At 71.7% G+C, this 23,076-nt stretch carries 20 protein-coding genes and 1 pseudogene; 6 read left to right on the top strand and 15 right to left on the bottom strand.

Annotation, left to right across the window (positions count from 1 at the left end; genetic code table 11):
- Positions 1 to 5 precede the first annotated feature (5 nt).
- From ACFC1T_RS25700 to ACFC1T_RS25685, 4 genes are all read right to left on the bottom strand, one after another.
- Positions 6 to 413, bottom strand: coding sequence for a cupredoxin domain-containing protein (locus ACFC1T_RS25700; protein ID WP_375892151.1), 408 nt, complete (start codon positions 411 to 413; stop codon positions 6 to 8).
- A 95-nt stretch (positions 414 to 508) separates the two neighbouring features.
- Positions 509 to 1,315: a ferritin-like domain-containing protein gene (locus ACFC1T_RS25695; protein WP_375892149.1), complete on the bottom strand. Its 807-nt coding sequence runs from the start codon at positions 1,313 to 1,315 to the stop codon at positions 509 to 511.
- Positions 1,312 to 2,112, bottom strand: coding sequence for a ferritin-like domain-containing protein (locus tag ACFC1T_RS25690; protein WP_375892147.1), 801 nt, complete (start codon positions 2,110 to 2,112; stop codon positions 1,312 to 1,314). Before ACFC1T_RS25690 ends, ACFC1T_RS25695 begins: the two co-directional genes overlap by 4 nt.
- 422 nt (positions 2,113 to 2,534) lie before the next feature.
- Positions 2,535 to 3,305 carry a hypothetical protein gene (locus ACFC1T_RS25685; RefSeq protein WP_375892145.1) on the bottom strand — a complete coding sequence of 257 codons (771 nt, stop codon included), beginning with the start codon at positions 3,303 to 3,305 and terminating at the stop codon, positions 2,535 to 2,537.
- A gap of 83 nt (positions 3,306 to 3,388) precedes the next feature.
- Between ACFC1T_RS25685 and ACFC1T_RS25680 the strand changes: the two genes are divergently transcribed.
- Positions 3,389 to 3,838 carry a sigma factor-like helix-turn-helix DNA-binding protein gene (locus tag ACFC1T_RS25680; RefSeq protein ID WP_375892143.1) on the top strand — a complete coding sequence of 150 codons (450 nt, stop codon included), beginning with the start codon at positions 3,389 to 3,391 and terminating at the stop codon, positions 3,836 to 3,838.
- 467 nt (positions 3,839 to 4,305) lie between these two features.
- Here the strand turns inward: ACFC1T_RS25680 and ACFC1T_RS25675 are convergent, their stop codons facing one another.
- The 5 genes from ACFC1T_RS25675 to ACFC1T_RS25655 form a co-directional block, all read right to left on the bottom strand.
- Entirely contained in the window at positions 4,306 to 5,085 is a 780-nt protein-coding gene (locus ACFC1T_RS25675; protein ID WP_375892141.1) for an anti-sigma factor domain-containing protein, read from the bottom strand.
- Positions 5,082 to 5,666 (bottom strand): ECF RNA polymerase sigma factor SigK, encoded by a 585-nt coding sequence (sigK, locus tag ACFC1T_RS25670; protein WP_375892139.1) that lies wholly within the window; start codon positions 5,664 to 5,666, stop codon positions 5,082 to 5,084. The genes ACFC1T_RS25675 and sigK overlap by 4 nt, the downstream gene beginning before the upstream one ends.
- A gap of 255 nt (positions 5,667 to 5,921) precedes the next feature.
- A complete protein-coding gene (locus tag ACFC1T_RS25665; RefSeq protein ID WP_375892138.1) occupies positions 5,922 to 6,410 on the bottom strand; it encodes an ATP-binding protein in 489 nt (162 codons plus the stop codon).
- A gap of 155 nt (positions 6,411 to 6,565) precedes the next feature.
- Positions 6,566 to 6,946 carry a hypothetical protein gene (locus ACFC1T_RS25660; protein WP_375892136.1) on the bottom strand — a complete coding sequence of 127 codons (381 nt, stop codon included), beginning with the start codon at positions 6,944 to 6,946 and terminating at the stop codon, positions 6,566 to 6,568.
- Between the two features lie 1,324 nt (positions 6,947 to 8,270).
- Complete coding sequence (locus ACFC1T_RS25655) at positions 8,271 to 9,176, bottom strand: LysR substrate-binding domain-containing protein (protein ID WP_375892135.1); 906 nt, start codon at positions 9,174 to 9,176, stop codon at positions 8,271 to 8,273.
- Between the two features lie 118 nt (positions 9,177 to 9,294).
- Between ACFC1T_RS25655 and ACFC1T_RS25650 the strand changes: the two genes are divergently transcribed.
- The gene (locus ACFC1T_RS25650; RefSeq protein ID WP_375892133.1) at positions 9,295 to 10,185 is read left to right on the top strand and encodes an SDR family NAD(P)-dependent oxidoreductase; all 891 of its coding nucleotides are present in this window, start codon (positions 9,295 to 9,297) and stop codon (positions 10,183 to 10,185) included.
- A 375-nt stretch (positions 10,186 to 10,560) separates the two neighbouring features.
- Entirely contained in the window at positions 10,561 to 11,244 is a 684-nt protein-coding gene (locus tag ACFC1T_RS25645; protein WP_375892132.1) for a class I SAM-dependent methyltransferase, read from the top strand.
- Here ACFC1T_RS25645 and ACFC1T_RS25640 read toward each other — a convergent pair.
- A complete protein-coding gene (locus tag ACFC1T_RS25640) occupies positions 11,198 to 11,695 on the bottom strand; it encodes a hypothetical protein (protein ID WP_375892130.1) in 498 nt (165 codons plus the stop codon). The two genes, ACFC1T_RS25645 and ACFC1T_RS25640, sit on opposite strands and share 47 nt — an antisense overlap.
- Positions 11,692 to 12,918, bottom strand: coding sequence for a molybdopterin-dependent oxidoreductase (locus ACFC1T_RS25635; protein ID WP_375892128.1), 1,227 nt, complete (start codon positions 12,916 to 12,918; stop codon positions 11,692 to 11,694). The genes ACFC1T_RS25640 and ACFC1T_RS25635 overlap by 4 nt, the downstream gene beginning before the upstream one ends.
- 553 nt (positions 12,919 to 13,471) lie before the next feature.
- Between ACFC1T_RS25635 and ACFC1T_RS25630 the strand changes: the two are divergent.
- Positions 13,472 to 14,467 (top strand): annotated as a pseudogene (locus ACFC1T_RS25630) (HoxN/HupN/NixA family nickel/cobalt transporter); the annotation flags it as partial.
- Positions 14,468 to 14,551: 84 nt separating this feature from the next.
- On the opposite strand, the gene ACFC1T_RS25625 reads toward ACFC1T_RS25630, so the two are convergent.
- On the bottom strand, positions 14,552 to 15,328 hold the full coding sequence (locus ACFC1T_RS25625; protein WP_375892126.1) for a MucR family transcriptional regulator: 777 nt from the start codon (positions 15,326 to 15,328) through the stop codon (positions 14,552 to 14,554).
- Between the two features lie 936 nt (positions 15,329 to 16,264).
- Here ACFC1T_RS25625 and ACFC1T_RS25620 point away from each other — a divergent pair.
- Both ACFC1T_RS25620 and ACFC1T_RS25615 read left to right on the top strand, forming a co-directional pair.
- Entirely contained in the window at positions 16,265 to 16,588 is a 324-nt protein-coding gene (locus ACFC1T_RS25620) for a hypothetical protein (protein ID WP_375892125.1), read from the top strand.
- Positions 16,589 to 16,785: 197 nt separating this feature from the next.
- The gene (locus tag ACFC1T_RS25615) at positions 16,786 to 18,630 is read left to right on the top strand and encodes a hypothetical protein (RefSeq protein ID WP_375892124.1); all 1,845 of its coding nucleotides are present in this window, start codon (positions 16,786 to 16,788) and stop codon (positions 18,628 to 18,630) included.
- Positions 18,631 to 18,703: 73 nt separating this feature from the next.
- On the opposite strand, the gene ACFC1T_RS25610 is transcribed toward ACFC1T_RS25615, so the two are convergent.
- From ACFC1T_RS25610 to ACFC1T_RS25600, 3 genes are all read right to left on the bottom strand, one after another.
- Positions 18,704 to 19,174, bottom strand: a complete 471-nt coding sequence (locus ACFC1T_RS25610) for a TetR family transcriptional regulator (RefSeq protein ID WP_375892285.1) — start codon at positions 19,172 to 19,174, stop codon at positions 18,704 to 18,706.
- A gap of 804 nt (positions 19,175 to 19,978) precedes the next feature.
- Positions 19,979 to 20,161 (bottom strand): hypothetical protein, encoded by a 183-nt coding sequence (locus ACFC1T_RS25605; protein ID WP_375892123.1) that lies wholly within the window; start codon positions 20,159 to 20,161, stop codon positions 19,979 to 19,981.
- 1,573 nt (positions 20,162 to 21,734) lie between these two features.
- Positions 21,735 to 23,076: tetratricopeptide repeat protein (locus ACFC1T_RS25600; RefSeq protein ID WP_375892121.1), on the bottom strand; the 1,342-nt coding region annotated here is incomplete at its 5' end.

Genomic DNA, 23,076 nt, shown 5'->3' with positions numbered 1-23,076 from the left:
GTGGTTCAGCTGACGGTGAGGGTGCCGTGCATGAACTGGTGGATGGTGCAGATGTAGGGGTGGGCGCCGCTCTTCTCGGGGGCGGTGAAGGTGGCGGTGGCGCCGGGGGCGATGGTGCCGGTGTCGAAGCTCTTGTCGTCTGCGGTGAGGGTGTGGGCGGTGGAGTCCTGGTTGGTGACGGTGACGGTGTCGCCGGGGCGCAGGGTGACAGTGGCCGGCTGGAAGGCGAAGTTCTTGATGGTGATGCGGACGCTGCCGTTGACGTCGCTTCGCGAGGGCGGCGAGGTGGCGGTGCCCGAGGGGGATGTGCTGGCGACTGGGTGGCTGGGGCCGGATGAGCTGCTGGAGCAGGCGGTGAGGGCGCAGGCCAGCAGCAGCGTGGCGCCGGCTTGCGCGACCCGGGACAAGGCCATGGCGGCTCTCCGTTCGCGGGGAGGGCGCGCGCCCGGCGGGGCCGTGGGGTTGTCGGCTCCGATCGGTCCGGGCGCGCGCCCGCTCGGGGGTGGGGTCAGACGGTGAGGAGGGTGGGGCTGGCGGCCTTGTCGGTGGGCAGGAAGTCGTCCGGGACGGGGTACTGGCCGAGCACGTAGTTCAGGACGGCCGCGTGCATGGCCTCGACCGGCGCGATGCTGGCCGCGGTGGCGATGCCGGCGGGGCTGGTGACGTTGTAGGTCGCGAAGAGGTAGGTCTGGGCGGCCTGGTCCTCCAGGTCGAGGGCGAGCTTGGCGACGTCGCCGACGGAGGTGGCCTTGCCGAGCGCGGCCAGGGTCTCCGGCTGGTTGGACAGCGGCACGTCGGTGATCGCGGGCAGGCCGGCGCCGGTGAGGACGGCGTTCCAGGCCTTGGCGTGGTCGGCGTGCTGGGCCATCGCGGTGGTGACGAAGGTAGCCACCGCCGGGGGGACGGTACCGAGCTTGCCCGCCTTGGCGGCGTCCAGGGTGGCCTGGTAGGCGCCGACGGCCTGGTTCTCCAGGGCGGTGGCCAGCGCGACGACCTGGAGGTCCCCGGTGTACCTACCGGACGCCGACGCCGAGCCGGGCATCGTGCCGGCCGGGCTGGACGGCGCCGGGTCCTTGACGTCCTTGCTGCTGGAGCAGGCGGCCAGTGTCAGGGCCGCGGCCACTCCGCCCGCGCCGAGCAGGAAGCGGCGCCGGGCCAGCTCGGCCTGGCCGGTGACGCGGATCTGGTCGGCCAGCTCGCGTGCGCTCTCGCGCATGACCGGGAGGGTGGCGCGGTGGGCCTCGTCCATGTCCCTGGTCAGGCGGGCGAGTTCGGCCTCGCCGATGGCGGGCTCCCAGGTGCGGTCGGTGCTCACTTCACGGCCCCTTCGGTGATCGGGGAGGCGTTGTCGGTCTTGTAGAAGGCGTCGGGGAAGCCCACGCTGCCCGCGGCCGCGGGGAGCTTCGCCGGGTCGACCGGGATGGTGATCAGGTCGGCGGCGTTGCCCGCCAGCAGCGCCTGCACGGCCAGCAGGACGGCACGGTGCTGGGCCTCGACCGGGGCGACGGAGGCGAACAGCTTGCGCAGGTCGGCGTTGCTCACCTGGCCGACGTTCTTGGTGTACGTCTGGGCGGCGACGTCCTCCAGCGTGATGGCGAGCTTCACCACGTCGGCCGGGGTCTTGATGGTGGGCAGGGTCTGGTCGACGACGGCCTTGTACTTCGGGTCGGGGTCGTTCTGCGCCTGCCCGCCGGCGGTGGTCGCGGCGGCGTTGAAGGCCTTGGCGTGGGCCTGGTGCTGCTCGGTGGTCTTGGCGATGAACGCGGCGACCGTCTTGTTGCCGTCCTTGATGAACGGAAGCCCGGCGGCGGTCTGGTAGACGCTGACCGCCAGGTTCTCCAGGGACGCGGCGGTCTGCAGCGCCCTGATGTCGTCCGCCGACGCCGTCGCGGACGGGGACGCGGCCACCGCCCGGGCAACCCCTGCCAGTCCTGCGGCCCCCGCGAGGCCGGTGAGCGCGCCGACGCGCTGCCACCACCGGCGGGCCGGCTCCGCGCCCTGCTCGAAATCGGTCAGCGACCCGCGGGTGATCCGCATCGCGTCGCTGTTCAAGTCCTGCGACTGCTCGGTGAGTTCTTCCAGCAGCCGGGTGTCGATGTGCTCGCTGCCCATCATGTCCCGTCTCGGCCATCGGCCCGGCCGAATGCCGGACCCCTTCCTTCCGACCTTCGGGGCCCGCACCGCACCGGCTTGGTCACAGGACCCGAACAGCCCGCGATTCCACCCGTGGGGGTGACTTCACGGGCGCCCGGTCGACGGTGAGCGCCGTGTCGAACCGGGCGCACTCCAGGTCGCGGTGCATTGCGTGGATGGCGTCATCGGGACATGGAGCCGGAGCCGGTCGGCCACCGTCGGGCAGGCCCGGCCGACGGACTCGTGTGCGAACACCGTGGACAGCTGCCCGAGCAGGGCCATGGCCATCGACAGCAGGGCCTGGTCGACGCTGACCACGGTGCCGTGTGCCTGGGGCAGGTGATGGGCGAGCGCGGCGAGCTGGTCGCGCCCGGGTGGGACCTGGGTGCTGCCGGGGCGGTTCAGACGAGGACGAGTGAGCGCAGCAGGTCGACCTCTTCGAAGCCGCATGCGCGCAGGATCTCGCACCGGCGTGTGGCTCGGGGGGCGAGCAGGTCGACCGTGGTGAGCGCCCGGCCGTACCCGCCCGCGTCGACTCGTTCCAACGATCGCCGCAGGTTTCCCCTCCACAGCGTGTCGGGAAGGGGGAACGGTTCGCTGTGCGGTGTGCGGCTGATGCCGCCCGCCGCGGTCACCCACACCGGGGGCGCGGTGCAGCGCTCGGCCCTGTCTGCGTTCCCGGCCTGGCCGGATTGGGGCGGGCGTTGGAACAGGAGCCACTGATCCGCGGTCCGGAAACCGGCGTCGGTGAAGGCGTCGAACGTCACCGGCCGGTCGTGCAGGGCGAGCCCGGGCAGGTGGGGCGGCCACGGCGTGGGTTCGGTGAATGCCGTCACGGCGCTCAGGCCCGCGCTGCGCTCCAGCGCCGCCCGCACCAGGACCGCCGCAGTCACCGGGTGCTCGCGGCAGTGCAGCCAGGCGACGCCGCCCGTCAGCAGGTCCCGGGCGCCCGCCCGGCACAGCGCTGCCGCGCCCAGGACCTGACCGTGGCCATCGTGGGCCACCAGCAACGCCTGGCGTGTCAGGCCGGAGGTCAGCGGGCCGGTTCGCCGAGCCGAGGTCGGGGCGATGCCGAGACAGTCCGCCGCGATCACGTCCTCAACCTGACGAAGGTCCGTCTCCACCGCCGGGCGGACCCATACGGTCCGATCGGTGCGCAGCGCCACCACCATTGCTCTCCCTCGTCCGGCCGTTCCGTACAGGCTGTACCGGTTCTTCGGCACACCTGGTCGGCTGGCCGGGTGAGCAGTCACTGATGCACCCGGATGCCGGACACATCCGAACGAGCCCCGGCCTTCGAACGCTGGAGCCGCCCGCCGGACACGGCAGCCGATCAGGTCGGCGACCCGGCCAGGGGCCCGCACGGCGCGCCGGCGAACACGCCCCGCCGCCAGGGAAGGCCGCCATGGCCACCGGTTCAGCTCCGGCCCCGTGCGCAGCGCGGCCAGCCGCCCCTAGCCCGGAGGCCACGACGAGCGGCACCAGCCACCTTCACGAAACTCGCCGAACTGCTGCTGCGCTTCCCCCTGAGCGCCGGAACGAGTTCGTTCTGACCACCATGCTGGGCCTGCCCTACGAGGACGCCGCCGACGTCATCGGCTGCCCCGTCGGCACCGTGCGCTCCTGCGTCTACCAGGCCCGGAGCGCCCTGATGAGGATGCCCGCGGACGCCGAACGGCAGCCACCAGTCCACTGGGCGGCCTGACCGGGTCCCCGGTCCACCCGGCGGTGGCACTCAGACGGTGTGCCGCTCTGTTCTGGCGGTTGCCGTCCGATGTCGTTGTCGGCGTCACCGACTGGTCGCACCCGTCACCCGCCGCCGAAGTCGAGGCGCCCAGTCCCAGCAGACCGAGCTGCCCGGTGAGCAGCGGTCCCGGAGGTGGTTTGCGACCTCGACTGCGACGACCTCGGACAACCGGGCCGGTGGAGGGGCCGGGACCGCAGGTACGGGGGAGACCTGCGGGCCCGGCTGTTCGGGGCCGCGTTCGTGGCGCGGCGGCCGGACGGGTAGTGGTGCGAGGAAGCGCTCGCTGCCGCTGTGCGCACCCTATAGGCCGAAAAGGAGACTCGACAGGGCTGTGACCTCACCTTTCCATAAAATCATCCCCATGTGCCGGGTCTGGGCACTGGGGTGACCGTCACCGCTTCCAGGACGGGCTGGCGGCCGCCGTCTCACGCTGTACGGGAAGCGTCGAGGGGCAGAACCATGATCGGGCTGGTGGTCGGGAGGAGCGATCCGCCGGCGGGTTCGTCGGTGAGGGCGACGGCGCGGGCGCGGTCGAGGGGGGCGCTGAGGACGAGCGCGCCGTCTCCTGCGGCCAGCAGCCCTGCCGGGCTCATGGCTCCGTCGTGGTCCAGCCACAGTTCGTAGACCCGCCCGGAGGCGGGCTGGGGCAACCCGGCGGCGAGGAAACCCGCCTGGTTGTGGCCGGGTGACCAGACGACGGTCCCGGTGCCGGGCAGGGTGGTGGCCGTAGTGGTGCTGACGCGGGCGTCCGAGGCGGTCAGGAGTTCTCCGAAGACGGCCTGCTGCTCGCGCAGTTGGGTGGCCTGGGTGCGGGCCGAACTTGCCTGGTCGTACTGCTGGTAGGCGAGAACGCCCAGGGTGGAGGCGATGGCGGTTGACGCGGCGAGCGCGAACCGGGGCCAGCGGGTACCGCGGCTGCGGCGCCGCCGTCCGGCGGGTGAAGGCGCGACGGTCCGGGCCCGGGGCGGCAGTTGGCGGGTCTGTTCGAGCAGAGCCAGGACCCGGGGGCGCAGCGAGGGAGGCGCCACCACGGCCTGGGCGGCTCCCAGGCGCGCCAGGGCTGCGGCGAAGCCGTCCACCTCCAGCGCACAGGGCACGCAGGCGGCAAGGTGGCGTTCGAACGCCTCGTTCTCGGCCGGGTCGAGCGCGTGCGCGGCGTACGCGCCGGTCAGCAGGTGGAGGTCGGGGCCGGATGCGGTGGTCATGATCCGGCTCCCAGACAGTCGCGCAGCCGGATCAGCGCGTCACGCAGGCGGGTCTTGACGGTGCCGAGCGGCGCATCGAGATAAGTGGCGACCTCACGGTAGGTGAGACCCCGGTAGTAGGCCAGCAGCACGGACTGCCGCTGGAGCAGTGTGAGCTGGCGCAGGCAGCGGCGGACCTGCTGGTGTTCGAGCGCCACCTCGACCTCCTCCACGACGACATCGAAGTCCGGCTCGCCGGTGGCGGCGGCCGCCTTGCGGTCGCGCTCGGCCGCCGCACGGCAGTAACGGACCCGGTCCACGGCCCTGCGGTGCGCGATCGTCATCACCCACGCCACAACCTCGCCACGCTCCGGCTCATAGCGCGCGGCGCTTCGCCACACGTCGAGCATCACCTCCTGGGTCACTTCCTCGGACTGCGCTTCGTCGCGCAGTACGCGGCGTACGAGGTTGTAGGCGCGGTGGGCGAGGGCGTCGTACAGGTGGGTGTAGGCGTCGTGGTCGCCTTTGGCGACGCGGGCGATCAGCGGTTTCAGGTCGGGCTCGGGGTCGGGCAGGCTGGACAGGCGGGCGACCGTGTTCATGGCCGGATCCGTGCTGCTCGTCCGGTTCGGTGTCCTGACGGCGGTGGTGCGTGGCCGGGTGCGACGCGCATGAGGATCTCCCAGGCAGGGATTGGTGTGGAACGGAGCACCAGCGGGGGCTGACCGTTCCCACCCGGCATTCGGAGCCGACTGTGTGACCGATTGGTCCGCCTTAATCGGCCCGGGCCCGGAGCCGAGGGGCGAGCCCTCGATCTCGACGGGCCTGGGCCGGCGGGCGGTGATGGGCCTGGGTGCCTACCAGTTCCGCGTGCGCCCGTCCGGCCAGGGGATCTCCTGGGCCGCGGGCGAGCGGTCGGGCAGCCGTGCGCGGACGGTCTTTCCGGCGCCCGGGTCGAGTGTCACGTGCAGGCGGCTGCACAGCGCCGCGACCAGGACGAGCCCGCGTCCCGAGAGGCCGTCGCACCCCAGCGGGTGTACCACCGGCAGCTGGCGGCTGCTGTCGCTGACCGTGATCTCGGTGCCGTCGGCACACGAGGTCAGGGTCAGCCGGCCGGGGCCCTCGGTGTGACGCACGACGTTGGTGGCGAGTTCGGTGACCACCAGCAGGACGTCCGCGAGGTGGGCGGGGCGGCCCGGCCGGGTGTGCAGGATGAACGAAGCTGCGAACGAGCGCAGTTGGGGGATTTGGCTCGGGACCTGGCGGAACAGGACCGTCGCGCGGGCGTAGCCGGCCGCAGGGTCGGCGGGGCGTGCTCGTCGGGTGGGTGCGGTGGTGGTGGTCATGGCTTTCACGGCATTTCCACAAGGGGTTCGCCGCCAGCGAGGGCGGCTGGAGGTTGTCGATCGTGGTGGGGGCAGCCGGTATAGCTGCCGGAACGGACAGTGCGCGGCCCCGCGTGCGGGGGCCGCGCACTGTCCGTGATCGGGATCCGGCCCGGTCAGGTCCAGTACCCGTCGTACCAGGCCTTCTCCCAGTGGGCGCTCTGCCAGCGGTTCTCCCACCCGCTGTCGTGCCACATCTTGTACGAGTAGCCGTCGTGCCAGTGGTGATTGCCGTCCCACCAGCCCGGGTGGTACTGGTTCTCCCACCAGCCGGCGTGCCAGACCCTCTCCCACCCGCCGGGGACGAGCTTGTTCTCCCACCCGCCGGGGTGCCAGGTGCCACGGCCCTGCTCGTGCTGCTGGTACCGGACGCTGGAGGAACCGGCCGTGACCGGTGCCGCCGACGCCGACGCAGCGGTCGTCAGCGCCGCGCCGCCGGCCAGCGACACCGCCACTGCGGCCGCCGCCAGCGAGTGCTTCGTTCGGATTGCGCGCATGGCTGTACATCTCCTTCCATGGTCGTGCGGTCAGTGAACGGAGGACGGCGGACCGACCCCGCAGCCGGCCGGCAAACCCGGGCCCGCCACAGGAGATCCGGGCTGAGAGTGCCCTACCGTCAGGGGCAGCGATTCCAAGGATTCGCGCCGGGGCGGAGACCCTGCCGCCTTCCTGCCCTTGATTCGCCACCAGCGGCGAGCCCGGATTGCCCGATCCGAATGATCCTTGTGAGGGCAGCACCGACCGATGGCGGCCGCACCCACCGGCAGGCCGCCGCGCGGGGATCCGCAGAACACACGCAACCTTCCCGCACATCACCCAACTTGTCGCCGCCCAGGCTTTGCTGGCGCATGCGGAGGCCGGCCCGCACCGCCGGTGCGCAACGAAATATGGCCGCCCACCGGCTGGCCTGGACCAGGAGGCCGCCGGCGTGGCGATGTTGCGCCGTCCGGGCGGGGCCGTTCCCTTGCGGCGGCTCGGCTCGTTGGAGAGGTACCTGTTCGCAGCAGGAATGCGGTGCACCGGCCCCTGGCCGGTGCACCGTCCGGTCGTCACCGGCGTGCCTGTCCAGCGCACAGGCCGGGTGGCGGCATCGTTGGGAGATGGTTCTTCCCCGACGCAGCCGTCGTCGTTCAGCCCTGCGCCGCCTCAACGTTCCCGAGGAACGGCTCACCGCGCCAACGATCCCCAGGCCTGGGCCGGGGCCGGAAGCGGGTTGCTGTGCCGGTACCCGTACCAGGCGGGTCCTGCCCGGAGGCGCCGTCGTCATCACGCGCCACCACATGCCCGCCTGCCCCATCTGGCCGGCTCGCTAACGAGCCGGCCAATGGGAATCCCAGTGCGACTTGCCGAACGCCTGCTGCCTTTCGGGTAGGCCATAGCCACCGCGGCGCTGCTTACGGGACAGCCGTAGGGTCGACGCTGGGCGGCATCATCGAGTCGGCCGAGCCGACCGTGGACGCCGAGCCTGCGGCCAGGGTCCGCGCGCCGGTCGCCGTCCATGTCCGCGGTCGCGATGACTTCCTGGTGCTCCTTGACTGCCTCTGTCTGACCGCACCGCCGGAGTAACCCATGGCCAGCGGCCACGACACCGTCCACGCCGGACCGGAATTGCTGAGCGTCCCCGACCCCAGAAGCTCTGATATCTCCTCCACCGTGCCCTCTGGCCCGGGCCGGTGTGAGTTTCGGTCGGACACGGCAGCGTCCGGATCGCAGAGTCCTGTCGTCACCTACGTACAGGCCGCGTTACCTGTGGGCCGGTGGTGAACCAGCCTGGCGCGGTCGCATCACGCCGGACACCGGAGGGCGCGGGCCGGTGGACCTTCACCCCGTCTGGGTGAGGTCGTGGGTGGCGGCGACTTCGGTGGCGATGTCGACCAGGCGGGGCAGGGCGGGGTTGGTGCTGCCGGGACGCCAGATGATGTCGGTGGGGGCGTAAGCGGCGGTGAGGGGGATGAATACGACTCCGGTGCGGCGCAGGTTGTGGGAGGACTGGGTGAGACGGGTGACGCCGAGACCGGCGGCGACCAGGCCGAGGAGGTTCTGCGGGTTGGGGTCGGTCTGGACGATGTTGGGGGTGAAGCCCGCCGTGCGGAAGTGATCGTCGTAGGCGCGGTGCCAGGGCTCCCAGGAACTGGGCGGGGTGAGGACCCAGGGCTCGTCCGCGAGGTCGCGCAAGGTGAGTTCGGCACGGTCGGCGAGGGGGTGGTCCTCGGGGAGGACGGCGCAGACCGGTTCGCGGACGAGGGTGCGGGACGCGATGCCGTCGACGAGGGGAGGGCGAGTGAACGCGGCGTCGTAGCGGCCCTCGAGGACGCCCTCGACGAGGGCGGCGATGCCCGCGGACTCGGTGGTGACCTGGACGTCGGGCAGTTGCGTGCGCAGGGCCCGGATCACCGGGGGCAGCAGGTGGTTGGCCACGGTGGTCAGGAAGGCCAGGCGCAGCCGGCCCACGTCGCCCTCGCGGGCGCGTTGCAGGACGGCGAGGGCCTGGTCGGCACGTTCGAGGACGGCACGTGCCTCGGGGAGGAACACCGCTCCGACGGCAGTCAGTCGGGTGCCGCGGTGGTCGCGTTCGAAGAGCCGAACGCCCAGATGGCGTTCGAGCGCGGTGATCTGTTGCGACAGGGACTGCTGGGCGATCATGAGGCGTTCGGCCGCGCGGGTGAGGTTCAGTTCCTCGGCGACGGTGAGGAAGTAGCGCAGTTGCCGCAGCTCGGGAGGGGTCACAGTCCCCGACTGTAGCCGCGGCAGGAAGCAGGTGTTGGATCACGGCCAAGGCCCGCGGACATGCTGGTGGCTGTCCGGGGAAACGACCGGTTCCCCACCCCGACAAGGGAGTTCACCGATGCCCGACAGCAGCGCCACCACGAGGTCCGACACCGTCGCGACCGCCACCTCGAACGCAGCGGCCAACAGCCGGGTCTGGCTGGTCACGGGATGCTCCAGCGGCTTCGGCCGGGAACTGGTGCGCGCCGCCGTCGCGGCCGGCGACCGGGTGATGGCCACCGCACGCCGTCCCGAAACCCTGGCCGGCCTGGCCGACGAAGGCCACGGCCGGGTGAGCACCACCGCCCTCGACGTGACCGACCCGGCCTCCGTACACGCCGCCGTCGAGGCGACCCTCGCCGTCCACGAGCACATCGACGTCGTCGTCAACAACGCCGGCAACCTGGTCCTCGGCGCGGTGGAGGAGTTCACCATGGACCAGCTGCGCACCCAGATGGAGACCCTGTTCTTCGGCGCGGCCGAGGTCACCAAGGCCGTCCTGCCCCACCTGCGCGCACAAGGCCACGGCACCATCGTCCAGATCAGCTCGATGGGCGGCCAGACCACCTTCCACGGCTTCGGCGCCTACCACGCGGGCAAGTTCGCCCTGGAAGGCCTCTCCCAGACCCTGTCCGGCGAACTCGCACCCCACGGCGTGCAGGTGATGCTGGTCGAACCCGGCGCCTTCCGCACCAACATCAACGCCGCAAAGATCCCCGTCCCGGAACTGGACGCCTACCAGGACACCGTCGGCGCCTTCCGCGCCCATGTCGACTCCATGCAGGGCCGCGAACAGGGCGACCCCACCAAGGCCGCCACCGCCATCGTCACCGCAGTCCACAGCGGCAAACCCCCGCTGCGCCTGGCGCTGGGCGGCGACGCTGTCGACGGCATCCGTGCCCAGCTCGCCTCCCGGCTGCGGGACGTCGCCGACTGGGAGGACCTGAGCCGGTCCACCGACGCGCACTGACCCACACGCCCAAGGTCCGCCGCACAGGTCCCGCCGAAAGGACGGCCGCCACGGCGACCGGGTCCGGCGGGGTGCCGGTCTCGGACGGCCCGTTCCCGCCATCAGGTGACACGCGTTGGGCCGACAGGCTGGTTCTGCTCATGCCGGTGCGCCTGCGGCGCGGCGTGTGTCGCAGGCTTTCGGATGAGATTCGAGCCGTCTCGCGAGGATCCGGGGTTGTGGGTGAGCGACGTCACGTCAGTTACGGCCGGCCCGGTCACCGGCTCGGCAAGCCCGCTGACCAGGCCAGGCCGGTACGAAGGACGGGCGGCGCCTGGCGGCCGGGGCTGGGATTCCGGGCCCTGGGAGCGGGCTCTCGTTCCTGGGAGCGCTCCGGTGCTCCTGCGGCGCGGTGATGGCGTCCTCGTTCCCCTGGACATCCGGCGCTGGCGCGAGCCCGCCGGCGGCGGGGACCTCGGCGTGCTACGGCGCTGCACCGGAAGCGTCCTGGACGTCGGCTGCGGGCCGGGCCGGATCGTGAGAGCCCTGGCCTCCTCGGGCCGCAACGCCATGGGAATCGATGTGTGCCCGTCGGCGGTGGCCCACACCATCAGCTGGGGCGCCCACGCGGTCGTCCGGTCGGTCTTCGAGCACGTGCCGCGCGAGGGCGCGTGGGCAACGGCGCTGCTGCTGGACGGCAATGTGGGCATCGGCGGAGACGTGGCCGGGCTCCTGCGGAGGGTCGCCTCCATCGTGCGGCCGGGCGGCCTGCTCCTGGCCGAGGCCGCCCCCGACGACGTGGACGAGCGCCACCTCGTGCAGGTCGTCGACGCCCTCGGCCGAAGCGCCCCGTTCACCTGGGCGAGCGCGGGCGCCGCGGCGCTGGCCCGGCATGGCCGGTCAACGGGCTGGACCCCCACCGAGGAATGGACTTCGGCGGGCCGCGTCTTCCTCGCGCTGCGCCGAACCGCCGCTGGCGGCGCCGCCCCGGCCAGGCCCAGCGCCGCCCGGCCGCCCGGCCCGCGAGCGGCGGTCAGCTGGACGTGTCCTTGGCCACCTGGTGCCGTCCGCGCCACATGACGGCCGTCAGCACAGCCGCGGACGCCGCGAAGAACGCGGCGGTGAGCAGCAGCCAGTTCCCGAGGAAGCGGTCGGGGTCCAGGGTGGTGGCAGGACGGTAACCGGGTACGCGGCGCAGGATCAGCGGGTACCAGACCACGAGCAGGAGCAGCGACAGGTAGGCGGGGACGCGGACGTAGTTGACCCCGTGGAGGTGGTCAGTGCGGGACTGCGCGCTCCGGCGTGCGAGCAGGGCCTGGGTGGCGCGGTCGGTGAGGCTGTACAGGGGCAGCAGGACGAGGTCGTGCAGGAGGGCGGCGGCGACGAACCAGATCGCGACGCGCAGCGGGTCTCCCCTGAGGAGCCGCAGCCCGGCGTACACGGTGAGGGCGAAGGAGCACAGGACCAGCAGGAGGTGGAGGGGGGAGGCGCCGTAGCGGCGGCGGAAGGTGCGAGTGCCGGGGGCCTTCACCGGGCGGCTCCGAAGGTGAGACGGGTGACCCATTTGGTGTTGTGGACGCCGGGGTTGGCGGGCACGATGATCCGGGCGGGGTAGCCGTGGTCGGGTGAGAGATCGGCTCCGTTGACGCGCAGGGCGAGCAGGGACTGCGGGTCGCGGACCTGGTTGTCGCGCAGGACCGTGGAGGCGAAGGATCCGCCGCGCTCGACGGATTCGACGAAGACGTCGGGCGGGTCCCCGGTCAGGCCGACGAGGGCGGCGAGGTCGGCCAGCCGCACCCCGCTCCAGTGTTGGTCCGGGGTGGACCACCCCTCGACGCAGGCGATCGGGAGCGCCGCGCTGCTCTGAGGAAGATCGCGCAGCTGGTCGAGGGTGAGGACGCGTTCGCGGCCGGGACCGCGGACGGTAAGCCGCCAGTCGGGGCCGATGTCGGCGGGGCGGATGCCCACGTCAGCCGCTGACTTGTTGATCTGGAAGCCGTTGGGGCCGGGGGCGGGTTCCTGCCCGTGCGGGGCGAGCAGCGCCGTCGAGCGCCACCACCCGCCGATGCTCTGACCGGCCGTCACCGCGAACAGGACCAGGGAGCCGGCGCCGACGGTGGCGAGCGCACCGCGACGAGAGAGGGTCGCGGGCGCGGGGCGGGGAGTCACGAGGCCGGAGTCGTCGGGCGGCTCGGGGACCGTGCATGCTGTACCCGTGCGTAGTTCGGCGCGCAGGCTCCGGCCGCGCAGGGCGCGGATCATGACCGGGATGCGGAAGCACGTGTGCACCGCGAACGCGCCGATGAACACCCAAGCGCCGTAGAAGTGCAGCGTGTAGAACGAGCCGGGGAAGATGTAGTGCAACTGGATGTTGAGGACGCCGGTGACGAACTCGAACAGCGCACCACCGACCAGCAGCAGCAGCGACAGGCGGTCCAGGGCGTGGGCGGGTGAGCGCAGCGGAGGCCAGGAGAAGAGCCGGGGGATCACCGACCAGAGCTTCGCCAGCAGCACCGGGACCAGCACCACACCGAGCGTGACGTGGACGCCCTGGTTGAGCCGGTACAGCCACACGGGGCGCGTCGGCCAGGCGAACAGGTAGAAGCCGAGCCAGCCCTTGTCCGGCGTCTGGTCGTTGACCGCCGCCAGGTCCGGATTGTAAGCGGCGTAGGACAGCAGACCGGTCACGAACATCAGCGGGATACCGGCCAGCAGGACAAGGCCGAACACGGAGGTCAGCCAGGGCCCGCGCAACGGGCTGCGCCAGAACTCGGGCCGGGTGGGGCCGGGCGGCGCTGCGCCGGAGGCGAGCGTTGTCCGGAGCGTGGAGCGAAGGTGGGCGGTCCGGGCTGGCCGCGGGTGCTTGGCGGTAGGCCTCTTCCCTGGGCGATGTCCGTCGTTGGGGCTGGGTGAGGTATCCGCTGGCGGCGCAGCCGGCGGGGTGTCCGTTGGAGGCGCTGGCTGCGGTGGTTGTGTGGGGCTGGGTTCCGGTCGCGCGTCGGGCGGGGGCTGGCGAGGCCCGGTTCTGTCGTGGTCGTGCTCGGGGTCGTCGATGGTGGCGCTCCTTCACACCTGTGCACCGGTTGCGGGGGCTGGCTCTGACGCTACGGCCCGGCTCGGGCGGAAGCCCGTAAGCGCCTCCCTCGGGAACCGGAAACCGGCAGGTCGATGACCGTTTGGCCGTGCACACGGTGCAGAAGCCGGTGTGCCGACGCCGATGACATGGGGATGCCCGGCGGTCTCGACACGGCCACGGGAGTGACTTGGCGTGACTTCCGGTGGCAACGTGCTTGGGCGCGGGCGTGGTGTTGTGGCCCTGGTCGCCCCGCAGAACCTCAGCCTCGGCGAGAAGAGCTTCGGCGTCGGTATCGGCCTCACCGCCTACACCCTCGGGATGCGGCACGCGTTCGACGCGGACCACATCGCCGCCATCGACAACACCACGCGCAAGCTGATGCACGAGGGCAAACGGCCGCTGTCCGTGGGGTTCTGGTTCTCACTGGGCCACTCCAGCATCGTCTTCGGCCTCGCCGCGCTGCTCGCCTTCGGCATCAAGGCCCTGGCCGGGCCGGTCGAGGACGACGGCTCGCAGCTCCACAACGTCACCGGCCTGATCGGCACGACCGTGTCCGGTACGTTCCTCTACGCGATCGCGGCCGTCAACCTTGTGATCCTGGTCGGGATCTGGAAGGTGTTCCGGCAAATGCGCGCCGGCCTCTACGACGAGAGCGCGCTGGAGGAGCAGCTCAACAAACGCGGCCTGATGAACCGGCTTCTCGGCCGGGTGATGAAGGCCGTCACCAAACCCTGGCAGATGTACCCCGTCGGCCTGCTGTTCGGCCTGGGCTTCGACACCGCCACCGAGATCGCCCTGCTGGTCCTCGCCGGCACCGGCGCGGCCTCGGGCCTGCCCTGGTACGCGATCTTGTGCCTGCCCGTCCTGTTCACCGCCGGCATGAGCCTGCTCGACACGATCGACGGGACGTTCATGAACTTCGCGTACGGCTGGGCGTTCTCCAAGCCGGTCCGCAAGGTCTACTACAACCTCACCATGACCGGCCTGTCCGTGGCCGTCGCCCTGATCATCGGAACGGTCGAGATCCTCTCCTTGGCGGCCGACAAGCTCGACCTGCACGGGGCGTTCTGGGACTGGGTCGGCGGGCTGGACCTCAATGTCGTCGCGTTCGTCATCGTCGGCCTGTTCTTCGTCACCTGGATCGTCGCGCTCGCCGTCTGGAAGTTCGGCCGCATCGAGGAGAAGTGGTCCGCCAACGTCCGCCCCAGCCAGGACTCCACCGGCTGAACCAGCCTGCCGCAAACTCTCACGGGCCCGGCCCCCGGCTCCCGGGGACCGGCCCATACGGCTGGTCGCGCCGGGCCTGCACGTTCACCGGCGCAGCCGGGCCACCACCCACGGAATACTGCGTCCGGTGCGGGCCGCGAGCCCGGACAGGGTCGCCCCACCCGAGCGCTGCTCACGCAACCAGGCCACGATGTCGTCGGCGCCGACCCGCCGAGCGGTCTCGGTGTCGTTGGAGGCCACACGTGCCTGCTTGCCCGTGGGTGAGTTGCGGCCGACAGCGCGAACCACGATCCCGTGCAGGCGCAGCAGGTCCCGAAACCGCTCGTTGCCCACCCCCAGCGCTCGCGCGGCGGCCTCCTGACTGAGATCGCCGTCGATGTACAGGGCACGCAGCGCCTGCTCAAGGCTACGGTGGCCGAGCGCCGCGACCCGTTCACCCAGCCGCGCAGCAGCAGCGTCCGACTGGGTCCGGCGGCCGGCTGCGAGCTTCTCCAGCCGCTCACGGGCCAGCTGCGCGGAGGCGCCGTGCTCCTCGAAGGAACGCCGCGCCTCACGCAGCAGATCCCCATTGCGCGCCATGGCCTGGCCGGGCTCGAAGTGCGCCCGCATGCGCGACGATGCCTCAAACGCGGTGCGCTGCGTGGAGGAGCGGGCGCGGGACAGAGCGCGGGCGGCCAGCGGCCGCGAGCGCATCAGCCCGAACCGCGCCCGGTACTCGTCGGCTGTCAACCCATGGGCCCGCAGGTGCGATCCCAGGGAACGGTAGCCACGGCCGCACAGGTGGCAGAGCACCAGGTCGGCTTCCTCGTCGCGGATCAGCCGCCCGTGGTCAGGGTGTGCGTCGTTTCGCTGCCGCGTCATTTCGGCCCCGCGGCAGCAGACGGTCGCACGGCACGCGTGGCCGGAGGGAGGACGGTCAAGCCCAGCCCAGCAGCGGTGGCCCGCGGCGCGCCCTCGTCGGGTACCCGCGCCCAAGTGAGCGCGGTGTCGCCGGTCGTGGCGTGCGCGCCGACCTTCGTACCGCGCACCGGCAGCATGGCGGTGACCACCGGGATTTCCGGCGGTGCGGGGCAGAGCGGACACGGACCCGTGGCTGGACCGCTGGTCATGGCAGGGCTCCTCGGCGGTGTCATGGGCGCAGGGACGGCGCGCTTCTGAACCACGACCGCTCGGGGGCCACGCGCGTCGACCCCGTCTTACTGCACATAGATCGCAACTGCAACATCTCGGCAGATATGGGTGGGGTTGGTGTCGGGAGCGCAGGCGGTGTCAGGGATCGAGCCGAAGAGCGACAAGACTGATGCCGGGCTGGTGCCCGACGGCGTTCCTATCGGCCACGCGGTGGCGTCGGGCCCGGACGGGCACGCCACGTTGCCCCTGTGGCGCAGGAGTCCGCCGCACGGGCGGCCCCTGACCATCCTGGCGTGCGCCCACACATCGCTGTGGGAGGTCTCGCTCGAGCATCTCCGTACGATGATCGGCGGCCTGCCCGAGCACCGCGCCCGCAGCGTTCAGGTGGCTCTGCGCGCCCTGTCCCGCGCGCTCACCCTGCCCACAACGCGCCGCCCGCCCCGTCCCCTGCCTCCGGACCGGCTCATCGGACTGCTGGAACGGGCGGCCACGCCGACCGGGCCGCCGTCCCCGCCCTCACCGCGATCCACGCCGTCGGCGTTGAACAGCTCCTACACGCCCACCTCGACCTCGCCATCGGCCGCCTGGCCCTGAACCTCGGCGGCCCGGCCCGGCCCAGCCCGCACCGTCATCCTCGACGAACTCACCTTCACCCTGCTCCAGCGGATGCTGCGCGAACGCCACCGCCGCTGGCCGATCTGCCCCAACCCCTACCTGGTCTCCAGCCGAGTTACCGCCGCCGATGCCGCGGGCCGGCCCGCCATCACGACCTTCTTCGTCGGCCCCAACACCGCCGCCGGAGCCTCGGGCCAGTGCCTGCGCCGCGACCGCATCCTCGACGAGGCCCGCCACACCGGCGACCCCGTCCACCTCATGCACCTGTTCGCGCTCTCCGTTGCCACCGCGATCGCCTACACCCGCCCGCCCACCCCGAACGCTTCACCATCGACCCCGCCCAGCCGTCGGCCCCGTGACGAGCACGGGCGATAACCGGGCAACGGGGCTTCGCCGGACGCCATCGACCGCGGGTGCCGCCCTTCCGCAACCTAGCGACCGGCCCGGCTCTGCACCGCTTGGCTGATGGGTCGGCATGTCGCTTCTCGTTCAGCGGTGCAGCGCGTGCGCGGTTCCGCCCTCGTGGATTGGATGTGTCTGACCGTTCGACGACAAAGGATTAAGGACGCAGGTTGTTCACCAGCACCAGAAGGACCCCGGCCACGGGCGCCAGGGCCACGAGTGTCAGTGCTGTTCGCGGTGCGGTGATCGGTGCGACCGTGTTAGCCACCACCGCCTGGTCGCTGTGGCTGGCGCCGGCCGTCCACGCCGTCCAGGCGTCCGCCCCCGCCTACTGCACGATCGACACCTCCACCGGCACGACCACTATCGTCTGCCCCTACGTCCTCGCCGAGGACACCGTCCAGGCCGACGACGCAGGCGACACCATCACCATCAACGGCACCAACAGCGGCACCATCCGAGGCGGTGCGGGCGACGACACCATCACCATCACGGGCCCCAGCGGAGCGCGCGGCTCGAACGGGGCCGCCGGCTCCAGCGGCGATAACGGCGGTAACGGTGGGGATGGCATGCCCGGTGGCACAGGCGGGACGGCGAACACCGGCACCGTCGATGCCGGTACAGGCATCAACCGCATCACCCTGCGCGGAGGAGATGGCGGCGCTGGCGGTGATGGTGGCACGGGCGGGGAAAGTTCGAGCGGCAGAGGAACCAGCGGCAACGGCGGAAACGGCGCCATCGGCGGCAACGGCGGCACCGCCAACACCGGCCAGGTGAAAACCGGCGGCGGCACCACCATCCTCACCGGCGGCAACGGCGGCGCAGGCGGAGCAGGAGGCTCTGGCGGCGGCAAATCATGCGGAAGCTGTGGCGGTGCCAGAGGCAACGGCGGAAACGGCGGCAACGGCGGGATGGGCGGTGACGGCTCGTCCGGCCCAGCAGCCACCGAAACGATTCGGTCCGCAGGTCCTGGCGAAATCCGGGTCACCGGCGGCAGCGCCGGCGCGGGCGGCACCGAAGGAATCGCCGGCGGGTCGACCGCGCCGAACGGCACCGCTGGGCGCGGTGGAGACGGCGGGGCAGGCAACCGGAGCTCCCAGATCACCGCCCCGCCCGCCGCGGTCACCGCCAATGGCGGCATTGGCGCGGACGAGGGTTCCGGAGGGGCGGGCAACACCGGAACCATCATCAGCGAGACCACAAGCACCACGGGTGGCAACGGCGGCAACAGTAGCCACAACCGAAAGCACGGTGGCGACGGCGGGGCCGGGAACAGCGGCAAGATCAACGCCAGCGCGAGGGTGCTGGCCACAGGCGGGAACGGCGGTGAAGGCTCATCCGGGCTACACGGACCCGGGACAGCCGGCAGCGGAGGCGCAGGCAACACCGGCATGATCGACGCACCGGACGTGCGCGCTGCCGGCGGCCACAGCGCCCTCGCTGACACCGGCAGCCCCGGAGGCGATGGAAACACCGGCACCATCACCGCCACCACAACCATCACCCTCATCGGCGGAACCACCGGCGTACTCAGAGGGATGGGTGGAAGCGGAAACAGCGGTACGGCCACCGCTCCCGGAGTGACCGTCACCGGCGGCACCGGCGGTACCAGCGGCATCGGAGGCGATGCGAACGCCGGCACCATCACCGCCACCACCTCCATCACCCTCACCGGCGGAACCGGCGGTCCCGCCGGCCCCAGTGGGGTCGGCGGAACCGGCGGTAGTGGCAACAGCAAGCGCGTCCTCACCACCGGCACCGCCACCCTCACCAAGATGACCGGCGGAGCGGGCGGACCCGACGCACCAGGCGGGAACGGCAACACCAGCACCGGTACCTTCACCGGCGGCCCCGGTGACGACGTTGTCACCGCCTCCCGCGGCACGGGCACGGACACCGCCGACGTCGTCGGTAACGCCGGCACCATCGACGGCGGTGCCGGCATCAACGAGTGCACCATCCGGGGCGGGAATACCGGCACCGTCAAGAACTGCTCTCAAATCCTCGAACCCTGAGCGAGCAACACTCCTCCTCCGCGGTGGATGGGTGTTTCGTTCCTGTCCCTGGGTTCTGGGACGAAAGACCCAGTCAGAGGGTCATCCCCCTGGCGAGGAGGTCCATGGTCCGGTCGACGAGGTCGTGCAGGTCTTCCTGCTGGCCGCCGCTGACCCACTGCCACAGGGTCTCGTCGACGGCGGCCATCACGGCGACGCAGATGACGCGGACGGGCAGGGAGTCGGCGGGGTGTCCGGCGCGTTCGGCCAGGACGGCGGCGAGCATGTCCGCGTCCCGTGCGGCCTGTTCGGCGGTGCGGCCGCGGATCACGGGGACCTCGCGGACGAGGCGGGTGCGCTGGACGAGTTCGGTGCGGTCGGTGGCGTGGAGGTGGTCCAGGGTGTCGAGGACGGCGTGGCGCAGGGATTCGAGGACCGGTTCGCCGGCGGGGCGGGACCGCAGTCCGGCTGCCAGGAGCGGGTCCTGTTCGTCGGTGAGGACGATGTCCTCCTTGGTGGCGAAGTAGCGGAAGACGGTGCTGGGCGAGACCTCGGCGGCGGCGATCTCGACCCGGGTGGCCGCGTACCTGTTCTCGGCGAACAGGCGGTAGGCGGCGCGGCGGATCGCCTGCCGGGTCCGGGCTTTCTTCCGTTCCCGCAGCCCGGACCGGTCGCCGGTGGTGTCCGTGGCGGGTGTGACCTCACCCGCGTAGCACCGGTCTGCCGTCGTCGAGCAACCCGGGCCACTTCGGGCAGCCGATGACAGAGAAGCCGCGCTGCGGCCATCGGGGACAAGTAGCGCGAGGAGACAGTGGCAACCGTCGTCCTCTGTCCCGGCTCACTCGGCGCACCTGATGACAGGTAGCGCGCTTCGGCACACCTGCACGGTCAGGGGCGCACTCGCCGACTCATCCCACGGCCTGCAGGTGGTGCTATGCCCAGAGAACGACCCCGTACCGCAGCAGCGGCGACCGAGCACGGCTGCCGGTGGCGAACCCGCCTTTGCACGGCACCGGAGCCGAAACTGGCTCCAGCGGGTTCACCGCACCGGTTCGCCCGGATCCTGCGAACCCGCTGGCTTCGGCGAACGATGATGCCGTCGGCCACCGCGTGTGCCGTGGGCGGGCCTCTGCTCAGCCGGGGTGCGGACCCGAGCTCGCCCGGATCGACCTGGTCGTGTACTCGCCCCAGTGAGTGGGCCTCGGCCTCCGCACGTTGGTCGTGGCCACGCGCTCGCAGGCGCCGACGGTCGGGTCCGTGCCGATGATGAACTCACCGGCCGCGCCGCCGCGTCCTCGTCGACGGCGTCCGCCGACGCAGTGGCGGAAACGGCGGCGGACGCCCGTTCAACGGGGCGAGAGGGCCCGGGTCAGTGAGGCTCCAGGTTGCCCGCCTCCATTTTGTTCTTCATCGCCAGGATCGCGGTCATCGGCACGCTGAGCTGCAGACGGTCGGCCACGATGCCGGCAGCCCGGCCGATCGGCTCGCCATGGAAGGCGGCCGAGAACTGCCCGAGCAGGGCCACGCCCAACTCCAGCAGAGCCTCGTCCACACCCACACTGTTTGAACCCTTACCAGGCACTGCCGGAAGCTCGTCGACAAGGGCCGCGAGCCTGTCCCGCTCACTGCGGTCAAGTGCTGTTGTCATACGGACGATCCTCCGAGCCTCCCAACGTCCCAGCAACACGGTCGCGTCCGTCCGGCTGGCGACACCACTGCCCCATGCGTCCCATCGCCGTTGTGCCAGGCCGGGGATCCGGACGGGCACTCAGGTGGTCCGCAGGTCGCGGGCCGCAGGGATCAACCGGCGATCCCAACCGCCCGTCAGTAGCTCCCACACGGGATCCGGCTGCCCGGGCACCGTCCGGCCGTCTGCCTGCCACAAGAGCGCCAACTCCGAGTAGATCGGCACATCGGGAAAGTGCGGGACCGTACTCACAACTGGCCCCGGAGGGATCGCAGGCATCGTCACACCTGACCCAACGACGGTGCCGGGACGTCAGACACCTCACGACGTCAAGCCGCCAAGTCCGGGCCCTTGGGCGCGGGCTCGGTGCTCGAACGCCTCGCTGGCGGTCAGGAGGGGTCTGTGGTGTGGTGACGGGCGAAGTCCCATGGGTCGGGTGCGTTCGTGGCCGCGTATTCCGACGCGATGCCGAAGACGATTCCGAAACCCGGGCACTCCCCCGGCCGAACAGGTGCTTGAGGCCCCAGGCGAGCCGTGTCTGTCCGTCCCGTTCAGCCAGCTCATGCAGCATCCTTCCGACGCCGGTCAGCGCGTCTGCCGCGGCGGGCCGCAGCGGGATCCGTTGGGTGTCCCCCAGATCCCAGTCCCGGATCGAGGAGTAGCAGCCGTAGTCGCCGATCGCGACCGTCACGGTTGCGCGGCAGTGCGGGCAGGCGACGGTGTAGAAGGAGTCGGTGAAGTCGTCCAGAGTCCCGAACCACAGGGGCTGGCGATCGAAGGCGAGTATCGCCTGCAGCAGGCCGAGATAGACTTGACTGTCCTGGCCGGGCGCCAGGCGCGCGGTGGCCAGGTTCCGTAGCCGGGCCAGGGTCGGCTCCTGGCGGGCCACCTCTTCGTCGGTGCCGTGGTGGTCTTGGAGCAGGCCGCCCGCGATGGCGCCGGCCAGGTCGAGCGCCCAGTGCCCGGAGGCGCTGTTCCCGGCGATGTCCGCCAGCCGCGGAAGCGCGGCAATGCTCGCCGAGGAGATCGCCCCCTGATGGCACAAGCGCCCCCAGAGTAGGTCGATCGCGTCCTGATCACGATCGGCTGCCCGTTCCAGCAGCCCGGGTATCGCAACCGACGCGCCGTACACATCGCGCAGAGCGGACCAGTCGATCATCCGGCGATTCAAGCACACCGCCGATGGCCGCCGTAGATCCTGCTACGCCGCTGCTGCAGCGAGTTCCTGCGGGGCCGGGAACGCGGTCTGCCCATCGAACAGCTGGCGGCTCTTGAGGCAGTGGTGGAGCTGTGCGGGCAGGCGGTTGAATGGGTTGGGCTGGCGGCGGAACCTGGGCTGATCGCAGGATGGCAGCCCGGTCGAGTCCTACCGCCGGGGAGCGAGTTAAAGGGGTTCACACCGGGTGGTGGTTCTACCGCCTCCCTGGCCTTGATCCAGTCAGCGGGTGTTGGTGAGGGCGGCGAGGTCTGCGCGGGCGCGGGGTGCGTGGAGGGGGTTGAAGGAGGGGTCGGTGGCGAGGGCCTGGCCGAGGTGGGTGCGGGCGGCTTCGGTGTGTCCGAGGGCGCGTTCGATCTCGCCGTGGTGGTAGAGGAACACGGCGTTGTGCCAGCCGTGGTTTTCGGCCTGTTCGGCCAGGTCCAGTGCTTCCTGGTCCGCGCCTTGGCGGTGCAGGGCCCAGGCGAGGGCGTCGGCGACCAGGACGTTGTGGCGCCGTTGCCATTCGGCCCGCAGCAGGCGTACGGCTTCGGCGGGGTCGCCGTGGTCGGCCTGGTACTGGCCGAGGGTGAGGTCGTCGACGACGCCGTTGGCGGCGGCCAGGCGCTGTTCGGCTTCCAGCAGGCGGTACTGCTCCTGGGCCAGTTCGGGGTGGCCGAGGGATTCGTGGAGTTCTCCGAGTTCGAGGAGGTACTGGGGGAGCGGGACCTTGGCGATGGCGGCGTCGTAGTCCCGGACGGCGGCCTCGGTGTTGCCGAGGGCGGCTTCGGCCCGGGCCTGCCCGGCGAGTGCGGGGGTGTGGCCGGGGTCGGCGGCGAGGGCTTCGCGGTAGCCGGTCAGGGCCTGGTCGGGGTGGCCGGCGTTGCGGTCGAGTTCGGCGATCTGGAAGCGGCAGAAGGCCTTGTCGGCGGGGTCGAAGGCCGAGGCGAGGGCGCTTTCGAGGGCGGCGCGGGCCTGGTCGGGGTGGCCGTGCTGTTCGAGGTCGTAGGCGGCGCGGGTGAAGGAGGCGGTGCCGGGCCTGCGGTCGAGGAGTTGCTGGACGGCGTCGGTGGCGCCGGCGTCGTCGCCGAGTTGGGTGCGGGCGTCGGCGAGGACGGCGTAGGCGGGCCAGTGCGCGGGCGAGGCGGCGATGGCCTGTTCGGCGAAGTCACGTGCCCGGTCGAAGAGGTGGCGGGCGTTGGCGAGGGCTCCCAGGCCGGTGAGGGCCTCGGTGTTGGCGTCGGGTGCGAGCGTGAGGGAGCGGTGCAGGGCCTCGTCGGCCTTCGGGTAGTAGGACGGGTCGGCCGTCAGCCGGGCCTGTTCGACGTACTCCGCGCCCAGCCTGGCCCAGCCGGGGGCGTCGTTCGGCAGCGCCTTGAGCCGCTGCTGTTCGGCGGTGATCGCCCGGGCGAGGGAGCTGCCCGCGGTGCGCGGGCCTGCGGCGTGCGCCGCGTCGTCGCCCGAGGACCCGGTGCGGTCCGCCGTCGGGCGGTGCAGTGCCCCGGCTGTCGCCAGGGCGCCGCAGAGGGCGGCGGTGGTGAGCAGGAGCGGCAGGCGGCGCATCGGGGTCCTCTGGTGGTGGCGG

The organism is Kitasatospora sp. NPDC056076, from assembly GCF_042266305.1.
In the GTDB taxonomy this organism is placed as follows: domain Bacteria; phylum Actinomycetota; class Actinomycetes; order Streptomycetales; family Streptomycetaceae; genus Kitasatospora.
The sequence above is the reverse complement of the archived record's forward strand: the minus strand, read 5'-3'. Positions and strand labels throughout refer to the sequence as shown.